This window comes from Endozoicomonas sp. PH6C (genome assembly GCF_059322965.1).
In genome coordinates this window covers 5,273,027-5,289,089 of record NZ_CP185342.1, presented here as the reverse complement: position 1 = coordinate 5,289,089, position 16,063 = coordinate 5,273,027, and the positions used below count along the sequence as shown (strand labels likewise).

The 16,063-nt window shown below is 49.3% G+C and carries 6 protein-coding genes; 2 read left to right on the top strand and 4 right to left on the bottom strand.

Going from position 1 to position 16,063, the window contains the following annotated elements:
- Window positions 1–310: 310 nt before the first annotated feature.
- From ACOMG9_RS19435 to ACOMG9_RS19420, 4 genes are all read right to left on the bottom strand, one after another.
- Window positions 311–3,433 carry a hypothetical protein gene (locus ACOMG9_RS19435; protein WP_494529259.1) on the bottom strand — a complete coding sequence of 1,041 codons (3,123 nt, stop codon included), beginning with the start codon at window positions 3,431–3,433 and terminating at the stop codon, window positions 311–313.
- Window positions 3,434–3,520: 87 nt separating this feature from the next.
- The gene (locus tag ACOMG9_RS19430) at window positions 3,521–6,622 is read right to left on the bottom strand and encodes a hypothetical protein (RefSeq protein ID WP_448218098.1); all 3,102 of its coding nucleotides are present in this window, start codon (window positions 6,620–6,622) and stop codon (window positions 3,521–3,523) included.
- 125 nt (window positions 6,623–6,747) lie between these two features.
- Entirely contained in the window at window positions 6,748–9,912 is a 3,165-nt protein-coding gene (locus ACOMG9_RS19425; RefSeq protein ID WP_494529258.1) for a hypothetical protein, read from the bottom strand.
- Between the two features lie 120 nt (window positions 9,913–10,032).
- Window positions 10,033–10,932, bottom strand: coding sequence for an ROK family protein (locus ACOMG9_RS19420; protein ID WP_448218096.1), 900 nt, complete (start codon window positions 10,930–10,932; stop codon window positions 10,033–10,035).
- Window positions 10,933–11,237: 305 nt separating this feature from the next.
- Between ACOMG9_RS19420 and ACOMG9_RS19415 the strand changes: the two genes are divergently transcribed.
- Window positions 11,238–13,700 carry a glycogen/starch/alpha-glucan phosphorylase gene (locus ACOMG9_RS19415; RefSeq protein ID WP_448218095.1) on the top strand — a complete coding sequence of 821 codons (2,463 nt, stop codon included), beginning with the start codon at window positions 11,238–11,240 and terminating at the stop codon, window positions 13,698–13,700.
- A gap of 140 nt (window positions 13,701–13,840) precedes the next feature.
- Entirely contained in the window at window positions 13,841–16,051 is a 2,211-nt protein-coding gene (gene glgB, locus ACOMG9_RS19410) for a 1,4-alpha-glucan branching protein GlgB (protein ID WP_448218094.1), read from the top strand.
- Window positions 16,052–16,063 lie beyond the last annotated feature (12 nt).

The window sequence follows — 16,063 nt, the reverse complement described above, 5'->3', positions numbered from 1 at the left end:
CAACAACCCCCCTTGGGAAGTTCCTGCCCTATTAACCAGCTTTTCACTTTCTGCCGGAAAGCAGATTTCCGGACGTCATAACTGGGACTGAAATACAACGAAAAGGGAAAGCTGCTCTAAGCATCCCGCACTGGAAATGAGCTGAGCTACCAGGCAAGTTTGCTGGGAATTATTTATAACTCAAAATTATAATCGGAAAATTTCGAGGTGTGGTTTCTGCATATAACTAAACATCTCAGTAACCCCTGAAGTTACTAGTTTTAGTCCTTTTTTTGTCGTTGGTTGTTTGATCTGGGAGACCCTTGCATTTTTACAGCAGATCAAAGGATTTTTGTCGGCCCACCCCTGCTGGTTTGCTCCGGGCATCAGGCTTTGGCATCTTCTTTGGCACCAGCATTTCCGGTTCTCTAAGGTCGTCTTTGTTGGTAAAAAAGTAGGGACGCTTCTCGCTGATCACGGCAATACTCCGATCCTTCAGCACTTTTCGGGCTTCCTCCGAAGCCAGTGTTTTCTGCTTTAAGGTGCCCGGATTCATCCGTATACCTTCGCTCCTCAGACGCTCTACTTCTTTTTCCAATGCCTGTCGTGTTGTCAGGCTCAGCAGTGACGGGTCATGTTCGTATTGCATCTTTTCCAGCAGCGTCATTCCGGCTGGAAGCTTTACCTGCCCCAGGTCATACCCGCTGTTATGGATACCATAAGTAATCCCTTTGTTCTGATCAGCCTTGCAGGCTTTGTGGTCAGGATCTGAACAGATAATGATTCCGGCCTCCCGGGCTATTTTGCGGCGGACATTGTCGTCAATAAACTGGTTCATTCTCTGCACTGGCTCAGTGGTCCATTCAAAGTTTTCAGAGATCTTTGAGCCATTGTTGCTCAGACCGTAGACTTGGGTGTAGTTTTTTTTGCGCCAATCCAGAAGTTGCCCGGTTACCCGCGCCAGATCAGCCGCACCGTGCATGGCGGCTTCCAGATGGCGTTGGAATTCACTCTTGTTGTCAGGCTCGGAGCTAAACTCCCTGGTCAGCTGCAATGGTAAGTCAAGACGACTGGCATCAAAACCCCAGGTTCGAGTCACCGTTAATCCGGGAAAATCAGCCCCAACCCCGCAACCACGGATAACGTCCATTCGATCCGCAAAGCGTAAGATGCGCAGATACCAACGCACTGACACAGAGAGGTTCTGCTCGTCTTTACCCTTGACATCGTTTTCCTTGTTGATCATTGCCTCGGCCATATCATTCAGAAGCTGTTCAGGGTAGCGTCTGGCCAGGTCCCGTTTGAAATACTTGGCTGAACTTGTTTCTTCCACTGATTTGTCGACATCTTCGGCAGCCGCATCATGGTAGATAATCGCCAGCGACAGGAGTTCTTTTTCGTCCGGGCGCAAGGAGCATTGTTGAAATTTCTCCAGCAATTCCATATACCAGTGACCATTATTTCTGGCCCGCAGGACGTGACTGCAGCTGTGCTGAGGTTTCCATACTGTTGGCATGTTTTGCATGGCAAGGCTCTGGATCACCCGTTCCGGTCCTGGACGGCGGTAATAATGCTGCAATACCTTCAGGATGGTTTTTTCATTATCGCCGACATTGTCAGGCAGGACTGGCGGTCTGCTGAACGCCTCCACCACAAACTTTAATGCCGTTGGTACCTGCGCTGCCAATGGTGTTGCCGATGCGCCGGTATCGTTCAGGCCGAGAGATTTTTTCAGGTCCTCAACTTCCTGCTGAGCCTGCCGGACATGCTCTGGCCAATTTTGGTAGAAAGGATATGTTTCCCGTTGATCCCGAAGGTTTTTAAGCCATTTGATATAACCATTCAGAGATAAATCTTCAATAATCTTCTTACCATTACCATATCTGCTCGCATGATAGACTTTAACGCGATTCAGAACGTCATTGTCCAGAGAAGCTCCGTAATGGAACAGGGCCAGTAAGAGGGACTGGAGGGTGTTGAGAGTAGGAGGATCAAAGCCAACCACATGGTGTATTATTAGCTGTTCCAGAAAGCTTTGCCGCTGCAGTTGGGTGCATTCCCGGCAGACTCGGTCAAATTCAATGACGTTTCCCGGGCAACCGGTTAAAGGTAGTCTCCGGAGATGATTCAGGGTCAGAAAATCAAATGGAGCAAAGGCAGCCAAAACATAGTTCATTATGCTCGGTGGTATTAATGGGTGTAAGCCATCATCCATTTTGAAAATGGGTCGAAAATTCTTTTCCAGCCTTGCACCGCTTTGCAGAAGCAGCTGACATAAGCGGCAGGCTTCGTCCGCCTGTTTCCGGGTTTGCTCGTGCTTTGGCTGACTGTCTCTGATCAATTCGGAAACCAGTAACATTCCAAGTAAAGATTGAACACGTCCTTCATGAGAAAAAGACTGGTGAATTGACAAGCCACTTTGTTTCAATTCCAGAAGCCTCTGATAACTGTAGTGACAGGGATTACTGACCAGCTTGATGGCCTCTTGCAGTCTGTGCCTGGCATCCGGGCCTGGTGAGAAGATTGATTCCGAACTCAGTGCCTCTGCCCGCAATGACATTGGCAGCAGATTCAACATGGCTCTGAAATGGTTTGAGCTTATGCCCTGTGAGAGCGCAAAATCATTCAGAGAACGCTCATTCATGTACATCCGTGAACTCTCCAGCTCATCACCAAAATAGACCTGTACAGAACCTGTGCGGTGGCAATAAACCACCAGAGGCAAGGGTCCAAGCTTCAATTCCTCTTCACACCGACGCTTGTCACATAGGATATTGTAAATATTTTTCTGGGCATCGTTGTAAACACAAAAGCATTTGATGTCTTCTTTGCTGTAGTGAGTGAGCAGCAGCTCCGGGAAATCATCATGGGTGTTATAAGGGCCAGATTTCAATTTTGGCAAACTGAACGTCCCGTCTGGCAGCAGATGTCCCGAAGTGAAATAAGGAGGATAAATTTTCCAGAAGACTTGATTGCCACGCTCGAAACGTTTATCGAGCAGTGATTGCAGATCAGGCAGCATTTTTGCCAGCATTTTTTCCGGAGTGACACCAGGCACTTTCATCATCAGCGATCTGGTCCCTGCATTACGTTTGTAGACATACAGGCATTGTGGATCAACAATGCCTACCATCCATTTGCCATAACCTTCTGGCACAGGCTGGGTGGGCATCATTCTCCCTGGCAGGGCGAGGGTGAAAGGTCTTGGTGTTCTCTTGCCTGAAAAATATTGTGCTTCTTCAAACAAATTAATTCGCCGAAACGCCAGGCGTCCACTCTCAGCGGCCAACAGTAGCTGTTGTCGCTCAGACTCCCTGGAAGGATCGGGTTGCAGCCTGCTGGTGGATTCGCAGACTGTCCATTGGCCAGAGGCCTTAACCGACTGGGTGTCAGACTTTGATTGAGGGGGAAGATACAGGCTTGCAGAGGTTCCTGTTCCTTGGGCAGCATCCATGGTAATACTCCTGTAAAACAAACTACTTATCTACTTCCATAAGGGGTGCTTACGTTATTTGGAGTCACTGGCTGGCGAAAAGTTCCATCAGGTTCTTATACCATTGGTGCTATCGGCCACCCCTGTTGGTTTGCTCTGGGCATCAGGCTTTGGCATCTTCTTTGGCACCAGCATTTCCCATTCTTCCGGGTTGCCCTCGTTGTTGAAGTAGGGACGCTTATAGCTGACCACGGTAATGCCCCGGTCTTCCAGCACTGACTGGGCTTTCCGCGAAAGCAGTGTTTCCCGCTTCATGGTGCCCGGATTCATCCGTATCCCTTCCCTCCTGAGCCGCTGCACCTCTTGTTCCAATGCTTGCTGAGTTGCCGGGCTCAGCAGCGACGGGTCATGTTCGTATTGCATCTTTTCCAGCAGCGTCATGCCGGCCGGAAGCTCTACCTGCCTCAGGTCATACCAGCTGTTATGGATACCATAAGTAATCCCTTTGTCCTGATCAGCCTTGCAGGCCCGGTGGTCAGCATCTGAACAGACAATGATTCCAGCCTCCTGAGCTATTTTGCGACGGACATTGTCGTCAATAAGCTGGTTCATTCTTTTGACTGGCTCTGTGGTCCATTCGAAGTTTTCAGAGATTTTTGAGCCATTGCCAATCAGACCGTAGACTTTGGTGTAATCTTTGTTGCGCTGATCGTGAAGTCGCCCGGTTATCCGCGCCAGATCAGCCGCACCATGCATGGCGGCTTCCAGATGACGTTGGAATTCACTCTTGTTGTCAGGCTCGGAGGTAAACTCTTCAGTCAGCTGCGTTGGTAGGTCAAGACGTCCAGCGTCAAAACCCCAGATTTGAGACGCCGTTAATTGGGGAAAATCAGCCTCAACCCCGCAACCACGGATAACGTCCATGCGATCCGCAAAGCGTAATATGCGCAGATACCAACGCACTGACACAGACAGGTTCTGCTCGTCTTGACCCTGAACATCGTTTTCCTTGCTGATCATTGCCTCGGCCATATCAGCCAGCAGCGCTTCAGGGTAGTATCTGGCCAGGTCCCGTTTGAAATATTCAGCTGAACGTGTTTCTTCAGCTGATTTGTTGACATCTTCGGCAGCTGCGTCATGGTAGATAATCGCCAGCGACAGGAGTTCTTTTTCTTGTTCTTTCAGGGAACACTGCTGAAATTTCTCCAGCAATTCCATATACCAGTGTCCATTATTTCTGGCCCGCAGGACATGACTGCAACTGTGCAGTGGTTTCCACACGGTTGGCATGGTTTGTTTATAAAGGCTCTGGATCACCCGTTCTGGTCCCGGACGGCGGTAGTAATGCTGCAATACCTTCAGGATGGTTTTTTCATTATCGCCAACAACATCAGGCAAGACTGGCGCTGTGCTGAACGCATCCTCGATAAACTTTAATTCCGATGGTGTTTCGATTGGCAATGAACTTGCCAATGGGCTGGATGGGCCAGAGTCGTTCAGGCTGAGAGATTGTTTCAGATCCCTGATCTCCTTCTCAGCCTGCTCCAGATGTTCTGGCCAATTCCGGAATAAAGGATAGCTGTTCCTTTCGTCCCAGAGTTTTTTAACCCACGGGATAAAATCAGCCACGGTAAAATTATCAGTAATCTCCATACTGCTATTGCAATATTTGTCCAGAAATACTTCAAGGGAATCCAGATTCACTTCGTCCAGGCAAGCACCGTAATGAAAGAGGGCCAGCAAGTGGGATTTGATCATGTCGAGGGGTGGAGGATCAAAACTAACATCCAATAACTTTATCATACGTTGCTGTATTTGCTCTTGACTGAGCCCCTGACAGATCCGGTTAAATTCAACGACGTTTCCCGGGCAACCGATTAAAGGTATTCTCTCGAGATGTTTCAGGGTCAGAAAATCAAATGGACCAAAGGCAGCCACGATATAGTTCATTGCGTACGCCGGGATTACCCCTGATGAGCAATCGTCCATGCTTTTAATGGAGGGAATGATGCTCCCCAGCCTTGCCCCGCTCTGCAGAAGTAGATGAAGTAAACGACGAGCTTCTTTTTCATGTTCCGGGGTTTGCTCATGCTCCGGCTCAAAGTTTCTGCTCAATTCCGAAAACAGCAACAGGTCAAGCAAAGATGTATACTCTCCTCCATAAATAAAACGCTTGTGAATAGATAAGCCACTTTGTTTTAGTTCCAGAAGCTTCTCATAACTGTATAAACAGGGATCATTCACCAATTCGATGGCCTGTTGCAATTTGTGCTTAAGATCAGTTGAGGAGATTGATTTCGAACTTAGTGTCTTTGCCCGCAAAGACATTGGCAGCAGATTCAACAGGGCTCTGAAAGTGTCCGGGTATAAGTTGTTTGAGAGCGCAAAATTATCCAGTGAGCGCTCATTCCGGGCCAGGTCCCAACTGTCCAGCTCATCTTCAAAATAGACCTGAACAGAACCAGTACGGTGGCAATAAACAAGCAGAGGCAAGGGGTCAAGCTTCAATAACTTTTCACACTGACGCTTGTCCCTGAGGATATCGGAAATATTTATCTGTGCATCGTTATAAACACAGAAACATTTGATGTCTTCTCTGTTGTAGTGGGTGAGCACCAGTTCCGGGAAATCATTTGAGCGGGTACATAGACCCGGTTTGAATTTTGGCAGACTGAACGTTCCATCTGCTTGCAGATGTCCCGAGGTGAAACGAGGATAAACTCTCCAGATGACCTGTTCGCCACGCTCAAGACGTCTATCGAGGGCAGATTGTAGATCAGGCAGTAGTTTTACGCGCAGATCTTCCGGAGTATAGCCAGGTTCCTGCAGCCTGCAGGTCGCTGCGTTACGTTTATAGACATACAGGCATTGTGGATTAACAATGCCTACCATCCATTCGCCACGATCTTCTGGCACGCGCTGGGTGGGCATCATTGCCCCCGGCAGGGCGAGGGTGCAGGGCCTTGGTGCTCCCTTGCCAGAAAGGTATTTTTCTTCTCTGGACGTAATTCGTCGAAGCGCCAGACGTCCGCTCTCAGCGGCCAGCAGTAGCTCTTGTCGCACAGACTCCCTGGAAGGAGGGGGCAGCAGCTTGCTGGTTGACTCGCAGACTTGCCATTGGCCAGAGGCCGTTACCGAACGGGTAACAAACTTTGGTTGAGGGGGAAGGCTCAGGCTTGCAGAGGTTCCCGTTCCTTGGGCAACATTCATAATAATACTCCTGTAAAAAAACTTATTACTTACCCACTTCTCTATGGGGGTCTATCTTTTTTCTTCCTTCATCTCCAGAGCCACTGGCCGGTGAAAAGTTCCATCAGGTTCTTATACCATTCGTGCTATCGGCCACCCACTGTTGGTTTGCTCTGGGCATCAGGCTTTGGCATCTTCTTTGGCACCAGCATTTCCCATTCTTCCGGGTTGCCCTCGTTGTTGAAGTAGGGACGCTTATAGCTGACCACGGTAATGCCCCGGTCTTCCAGCACTGACTGGGCTTTCCGCGAAAGCAGTGTTTCCCGCTTCATGGTGCCCGGATTCATCCGTATCCCTTCCCTCCTGAGCCGCTGCACCTCTTGTTCCAATGCTTGCTGAGTTGCCGGGCTCAGCAGCGACGGGTCATGTTCGTATTGCATTTTTTCCAGCAGCGTCATGCCGGCCGGAAGCTCTACCTGCCTCAGGTCATACCAGCTGTTATGAATACCGTAAGTAATCCCTTTGTCCTGATCAGTCTTGCAGGCCCGGGCCCGGTGGTCAGCATCTGAACAGACAATGATTCCGGCCTCCCGAGCTATTTTGCGGCGGACATTGTCGTCAATAAACTGGTTCATTCTCTTTACTGGCTCAGTGGTCCACTCGAAGTTCCCAGAGATTTTTGGGCCATTGCCAATCAGACCGTAGACTTTGGTGTAATCTTTGTTGCGCTTATCGTTAAGTCGCCCGGTTACCCGCGCCAGATCAGCCGCACCATGCATGGCGGCTTCCAGATGACGTTGGAATTCACTCTTGTTGTCAGGCTCGGAGGTAAACTCTTCAGTCAGCAGCGTTGGTAAGTCAAGAAGTCCAGCGTTAAAACCCCGGGTTGGAGTCACCGTTAATCCGGGAAAATCAGCCCCAACCCCGCAACCACGGATAACGTCCGTGCGATCCGCAAAGCGTAATATGCGCAGATACCAGCGCACTGACACAGACAGGTTCTGCTCGTCCTTACCCTGAACATCGTTTTCCTTGCTGATCATTGCCTCGGCCATATCAGCCAGCAGCGCTTCAGGGTAGTATCCGGTCAGGTCCCGTTTGAAATATTCAGCTGAACGTGTTTCTTCAGCTGATTTGTCGACATCTTCGGCAGCCGCATCATGGTAGATAATCGCCAGCGACAGGAGTTCTTTTTCTTGTTCTTTCAGGGAACACTGCTGAAATTTCTCCAGCAATTCCATATACCAGTGTCCATTATTTCTGGCCCGCAGGACATGACTGCAACTGTGCAGTGGTTTCCACAGGGTTGGCAAGGTTGGTTTGCGCAGGCTCTTGATCACCCGTTCTGGTCCCGGACGGCGGTAGTAATGCTGCAATACCTTCAGGATGGTTTTTTCATTATCGCCGACAAGATCTGGCAAGACCGGCGCTGTGCTGAACGCATCCTCGATAAACTTTAATGCCGATGGTGGTTCGTCTGCCAATGGCCCGGATGGGCCAGAGTCGTTCAGGTTGAGAGATTTTTTCAGATCCTTGATCTCCTTCTCAGCCTGCTCCAGATGTTCTGGCCAATTCCGGAATAAAGGATAGGTGTTCCTTTCGTCCCAGAGTTTTTTAACCCACGGGATAAAATCAGCCACAGTAAAATTATCAGCAATCTTCTTTTTGCGATGGCAATATTGGTCCAGAAATAGTTGATGGCAATCCAGAGTCATTTCGTCCAGCCAAGCACCGTAATGAAAGAGGGCCAGCAAGTGGGATTTGATTAAGTCAAGGGATGGAGGATCAAGACTCACATCCAATACCCTCATCATATGTTGCTGTATTTGTTCTTGACTGAGCCCCTGACAGATCCGGTTAAATTCAACGACGTTCCCTGGGCAACCGATTAAAGGTATTCTCTCGAGATGTTTCAGGGTCAGAAAAGCAAATGGATCAAAGGCAGCCACGATATAATTCATTGCACTCGCTGGTATTACCTGAGATGTGCAATCGTTCATGCTTTTAATGTAGGGGATGGCGCTCTCCAGCCTTGCTCCACTTTGCAGAAGCAGTTGCAGTAAGCGACAGGCTTCTTTTTCATGTTCCCGGGTTTGCTCATGCTCTGGCTCACCGTTTCTGCCCATTTCGGTAAGCAGCAACAGGTCAAGCAAAGATACATACTCGTCTCCATAAATAAAATGCTTGTGAATGGGTAAGCCACTTTGTTTTAGTTCCAGAAGCTTCTCATAACTGTATGAACAGGGATCAGTCAGTAATTCGATGGCCTGTTCCAATTTGTCCTTAAGACCAGGTGTAAAGGTTAATTTCGAACCCAATGTCTTTGCCCGCAAAGACATTGGCAGCAGATTCAACAGGGCTCTGAAAGTGTCTGGGAATAACTTGTGAAAGATCGCAAAATCTTTCAGTGAGCGCTCATTCCCGGCCAGGAGCATATTATCCAGCTCATCTTCAAAATAGACCTGAACAGAACCTGTGCGGTGGCAATAAACAACCAGAGGCAAGGGGTCAAGCTCCAATTCCTCTTCACACTCGCGCTTGTCCCGGAGGATATCGGAAATATTTTTCTGTGCATCGTTATAAACACAGAAGCATTTGATGTCTTCTCTTCTGTAGTGGGTGAGCACCAGTTCCGGGAAATCCTTTGAGCGGGTACATTGGCCCGGTTTGAATTTTGGCAAACTGAACGTTCCATCTGCTTGCAGATGTCCCGAGGTGAAACGGGGATAAACTCTCCAGATAACTTGTTCGCCACGCTCAAGACGTCTATCAAGGGCAGATTGTAGATCAGGCAGGAGTTTTACTTGCAGTCCTTCCGGAGTAAAGCCAGGCTCCAGCAGCCTGCTGGTCCATGCGTTACGTTTGTAGACATACAGGCATTGTGGATCAACAATGCCTACCATCCATTCGCCATGATTTTCTGACACGCGCTGGGTGGGCATCATTGCCCCCGGCAGGGCGAGGGTGCAGGGCCTTGGTGCTTTCTTACCAGAAAGGTATTTTTCTTCTTTAAATATATCAATTCGCCGAAGCCCCAGGCGTCCACTCTCAGCGGCCAGCAGTAGCTTTTGTCGCTCAGACTCCCTGGCAGGACCGGGCAGCAGCCTGCTGGTTGACTCGCAGACTTTCCACTGGCCAGAGGCTGTTGCTGACTGGGTGTCAAAATCTGATTCATCAAAATCTGATTCAAAATCTGATTCAAAATCTGATTCAAAATCTGATTCAAAATCTGATTCTGACTGGGTGTCAAAATCTGGTTGATGTTGATAGCTAAAGTGCGAACAGCTTCTCACTCCCTGAGTTACATTCATGGTTATAGCCCTTTAAAAGTTATTATTTGCCCACTTCCCTGTAGGTGAGTCCTGAGTCTTAGAGTCACTAACTGGTAATAAAGTTCCGTTCCCACTGTCTGAGGATGTCAACTATTTAATTTAAAGCCAGGCAGCGCCCCTGACACCGGATGAATCACCGTGCTTGGCGGGTGCGATCCGGCTATTCAGCTGATCGGAGAAAACATACTTTGCGACAGCTCCCGGAAGTTCGGTATACAGTGCCTTGATGTTCGACATACCTCCACCGAGGACAATGACCTCCGGATCAAAAATGTTGATGACACCGGCAAGCGCACGGGCCAATGCATCCACATAATGATTGAAATGCTCAATAGCCGGTTGATCAGCATTTTGAACTCTTGCCATCACTGATTTTGCATCAGGAATTTCACGGGCGCTGAAGCCATGAGCTTCACGGAAACGTTTGGCCATTCCTGTGCCGGATACAAAGGTTTCAATACAGTTCTTGCGGCCGCAGTAGCAGTTCTGATCCGGACCGTCGGTGTGGTTATGGTAATAGGGCAGAGGATTGTGTCCCCACTCTCCGGCAATGGCGTTGGGTCCCTGAACAAGCTGGCCGTTATACACCAGTCCGCCACCACAGCCTGTCCCGATAATGACGCCAAAACAGCTTCTGGCCCCCGCTGCCGCCCCATCGGTTGCTTCTGACAGGGCAAAGGAGTCGGCATCGTTGGCCAGCTTCACGGCTCTACCCAATCGCTGCTCAAGGTCTTCCGCAACAGTCTGATCGATCAGGTAGAGGGTGTTGGCATTTTTCATGCGACCTGTATCAGGACTGACAGCGCCCGGCAGGCAGAGACCGATATGGCTGGCAGGTCCATACTGTCTTTCAGTGACGCGGATTAATACCTGAATGCTATCGAGAAAGTCAGGGTAATTATTTGGGGTAGCTTGTCGCTCCCGATGAATCATTTCCCCGCTATCGGAAAGCACCACAATCTCTGTTTTGGTGCCACCCACATCAATGCCAAATCGCACAGAATCACCTCGTTTATGGATCGGTTGGCTTGGCATCTGAGTTTAAACGAATAAATGAAGGTATCATTATTAAACAATTTTTGTCGTATAAATGTTGAAATCGTACACAGGGCGTAATGTCTTTTCATCGTGCGACTGAGCAGGAATTAATGACAACTAAACCGAAATGACCTGAAATCAGAATTATAATTATCCACAGGTCATGCCATCACGTTTGGTTAAGTAAACAGCCCTGATTGTAGGCAACGATTGAATGCCTCTCATGGCCAAAAGTTTTTCATGGTTGATAGTGCAGGTGGAAAAACATGAGTGCAAACAAGGCTGGGCAAAATGATGCAATGCCCGTTTTGGGCAGTGAAGAGATTGCCCGGCGGGTGGTCGAACATCTTCAACAATCACTGGGTGTTGAGTCTGAAGAGTCCGGGCCCGCAGAGTATTGGGAAGCCCTGAGCCTGGTGGTTCGTGAGATGGGTCTGCAACGTATCCGCGCAACACGCAAGAGAGAGCGTGAAGGCAAAGCCCGGCGCATTTATTACCTGTCGCTGGAATTCCTGATTGGCCGCCTTTTGGGTAACAATCTTCACAATCTGGGAATCTTCAGGCAGACAGAACAAGCCATGGCCAGCCTGGGAATATCTCTGGTTGATATTCTTGAGTATGAGTCTGATCCGTCACTGGGCAATGGCGGTCTGGGAAGACTGGCTGCCTGCTTTCTGGATTCCATGACCACCCTTGATATGCCTGCCATGGGTTACGGCATTAACTATCGATTTGGTCTCTTTCGTCAGAGCTTTGCCGGAGGCAAACAGGTGGAAACGCCTGACGCCTGGCGTGAGGAGAGTTTCCCATGGGGTATTGAGAGAGCCAAGCGCAAGCAGCGCGTCAAACTCTATGGCACCGTGAGAGAACATGCTGGTAAAGCGATCTGGGAAGATACTCAGGAAATTTTAGGTATGCCCTGGGATGTGCCTGTCACCGGTTATGGCACAGAGACTGTTAACACTCTGCGTCTTTGGGAAAGTCGTGCCGCTCAGGGTTTTGATCTGAACAGCTTTGATGCTGGCCGCTATGAGGATTCCCGTTCACAGGAAATCAGCGCCGAAAACATCAGTCAGGTGCTCTATCCCAACGATAATCATCCTGCGGGAAAAGAGCTGCGCTTCATTCAGCAGTACTTCTTCGTCGCCTGTTCACTGGCTGATCTGATCCAACGTTACAAGCGTGAAAACAGTGAAAGCCTCGAACCTATTGCCGACAAGGTCGCCATTCAGCTGAACGATACCCATCCTGCCATCGCTGTGGCTGAATTCATGCGCTTCCTCATGGATGAGGAAGGTTTTGCATTCAACAGGGCGCTGGAAATCACTCGTGAGGTGTTTACCTACACCAACCACACTTTGTTGCCAGAAGCGCTGGAAAAGTGGCCTCAGAGTTTGATTATCAGAGTACTGCCCCGCCATATGCAGATCATTCATATGATTAACTACCACTTTCTGCATTCTGAAGTAGAGGCAGTCTGGCCGGGCGATGACGCTATGAAACGTCGCCTGTCCATTATCGAAGAGCCGGATCGTCCGGGGGATGATCAGATGGTTCGTATGGCATTCCTGTCGGTTGTTGGTAGCCACAAAGTCAACGGAGTGGCTGCCCTGCACTCAAGACTGGTTCAGGAAAAACTGTTCCCCGAATTTCATAAAATGTGGCCTGATAAAATTGTCAATGTGACCAATGGTGTTACTCCAAGGCGCTGGCTGGACTATTGCAATCCGGCATTGGCAGTCCTGATCGACGAGACTGTTGGAAGCGACTGGCGAAAAGACCTTTACAAACTTGATGCTTTGAAGGCTCATGCCGATGATCCGGCATTCCAGAAACGCTTTGCGGCTATCAAACATGACAATAAAAAGCATCTGGCAGCAGTTATCAGGGAACTCTGTGATGTTGATGTAAGCCCTGATGCCATTTTTGACGTCCAGATCAAACGTCTCCACGAATACAAGCGTCAGCAAATGAACCTGCTTCACATCATGGCGCTGTATCGCCGACTTCTGGATAACCCGGATCTGGATGTACCCCGGCGGGTCTTTATTTTTGGTGCCAAGGCAGCGCCTGGCTACAAAGTGGCCAAAACCATTGTTCATGCCATCAACCGGGTGGCTGAACGAGTGAATAATGATCGTCGTATCAAAGATAAGCTGAAGGTGGCTTTCCTGCCTAATTATCGAGTCAGTCTGGCGGAAAAAATTATCCCTGCTGCGGATGTTTCCGAGCAGATCTCTACGGCCGGATTTGAAGCGTCCGGTACGGGCAACATGAAGTTTGCTCTCAACGGTGCCTTGACTGTGGGTACTCTTGATGGCGCCAACGTCGAGATTGCCGAAGAGGTAGGCGACGATAATATCTTTATTTTTGGTCTGACGGTTGAACAGGTGTCAGAGCTTCGTCACCGTGGCTATAACCCCCGGGATGTCTACAACCGTTGTGAAGAGCTGCGCAGTGTCATTGACTGGCTGGATTCCGGAGATCTTTCTCCCGAAGAGCCGGATGCCTTCCGGCCTCTGGTTGAAGCCCTGCTGAACAAGGGAGACTACTTCCTGACACTGGCGGATTATCAGGCCTACAGTGATGCCCATGATCGCATTGTTGAAACCTGGAAAAAGCCGGAACTCTGGTGGCGAAAGGCCATCATCAACTCGGCCTCAATGGGCAAGTTTTCATCCGACCGGTCTATTCAGGATTACAGCAAGATCATCTGGAATATGGCCTGAGCTGAAAGCAGCGGGTCACTCCTGAATGAGCCACTTCTTATAGTGATTCGCTGCTTTAGAGCATTTTTTTCAGGAGCCTGTCGATTTTTGAGTGGGCTCCTATAATACCTCAGACTGAATAAACAGAAGCCGTTCCCTGTATGCCTGATTCTGTCGAAGCGCTGGTCGATCAACTGCTGAATTGTCACTGTGCCGAGCCGTTTAATATTCTGGGGTTTCATGAGCGTCCTGAAGGCGGCGGCCTGTTGCTTAGGGTCTGGAGGCCCGATGCCAGTGCTGTCAGTGTCATCGCCTTTACTTCCGGCGAAACCATAGGTGAAATGGTTCAGATTGCTCCGGGATTGTTCGAGCTGGTACCGCCAGAATACGGTTCGGTTTTTCTGTATCAACTGGTGATCACAAATAAAGATCATCAGTCGTATACATTAATGGACCCCTACCAGTTTCAGTCTTACACCCTGAGTCATGTTCACCGTGAGCCTTATCGAAACTATCGTTATATGGGCGCGCATCTGGTTTCGTTGCACCCTGAGGAGAAAGTTTCCATAGAAGGGGTGATCTTCAGGGTCTACGCACCTCATGCGAGAAGCGTCAGTCTGGTGGGCAGTTTTAATGGCTGGGACGGCAGAGTTCACCCCATGGCCAGCTCGGACGACGGGATCTGGTGTCTCTTTCTCCCGAATGTGAAGGCGGGTGATCTCTACAAATATGAAATTCGCAGCCAGCAAGGGGATCTACTGCCTCACAAGGCCGATCCTTATGGCTATTATGCCGAGCAACCACCCGGCAACGCTTCCATTGTTTACGATCACCTGAACTATGAGTGGGAAGACTGTCACTGGAAGCATCACTCCTGTCTGGACAGGCCGGTCAGTATTTATGAAGTACACCTGGGGTCCTGGCGCCAGGAACAGGGTAAAAGTCTCACTTACAAGGCGCTGGCAGAGCAGTTAATTCCCTACGTTGTCGAGATGGAGTTTACCCATATTGAACTGATGCCCCTTATGGAACACCCATTTACAGGCTCCTGGGGCTATCAACCCGTGGGACTGTTCGCCCCTACCAGCCGCTTTGGCAATCCGGATGATTTTAAAGCCTTTATTGATGCCTGCCATCAGTCTGGTATTGGTGTCATTCTGGACTGGGTACCTGCTCATTTTCCCTCTGACCCCCACGGTCTGGGTCATTTTGATGGAACAGCCCTGTATGAATATGCTGATCCCAAAAGAGGTTGGCATCCCGATTGGCAATCTCATATCTACGACTATGGAAAACCGGAGGTAAAGGATTTTTTGATCAGCAATGCCATGTACTGGCTGGATCGTTTTCATCTGGATGGTGTGCGGGTGGATGCGGTGGCTTCTATGCTCTACCTCGACTATTCCAGAAGCGAAGGGGAGTGGGAGCCTAATTGCATGGGTGGAAACGAGCATATTGAAGCGGTGCAGTTCCTGAAGGAATTGAACGAAACACTCTATCTGCACTACCCGGATCAGATATCGATTGCTGAAGAATCTACCAGTTGGCCCAAGGTTTCCATGCCTACCTACGACGGAGGGCTGGGCTTTGGCTACAAATGGAATATGGGGTGGATGCACGACACCCTCGGCTATATGGCCCGTGACCCCATTTATCGATACCATCATCATTGGGAAATGATGCAGAGCATGACCTACCACTACAGCGAACATTTTATTCTGGCGCTGTCTCATGATGAAGTGGTGCATGGTAAGGGCAGTCTGCTGGGAAAAATGCCGGGAGATGAGTGGCAAAAGTACGCTAACTTGCGTGCCTGTCTGGGCTTTATGTTCGGGCATCCCGGTAAGAAGTTGCTGTTTATGGGTTCTGAGATCGGCAGTACCCGGGAGTGGGATCATGATGGCCAGCTGGATTGGGCATTGCTCAATAAAAACCATTACAGTCAGGGGCTCAGTCTTCTGGTTAAAACATTAAATCACCTGTATAAGTCTTATCCTGTGCTGTATAAGTCCGATTATGACCAGAATGGTTTTGCCTGGGTGGTGGCTGACGATCAGCAGCAGAGTGTATTTGTATTTATTCGAAAAAGCTTTTCAGGTTCTCCGGTTATAGTCGTGGCCAATATGACACCGGAAGTAAGGAAAGATTACAGGATTGGAGTACCCATCGAGGGTGTCTGGAAAGAAATATTGAATTCCGATGCACAGAGCTTTGGTGGCAGTGGCGTTGCTAACAGCAAGGTACTTTATACCGAGCATTTTCACACCCACGGTTATGATCACTCTCTTTTGGTCACACTACCTCCTTTGTCGACCCTGTTTCTTGCTCCGGATTCTCGCGCTCTTCCCATTTCACAGGACCATAACTTTTAACGACAACAGCCG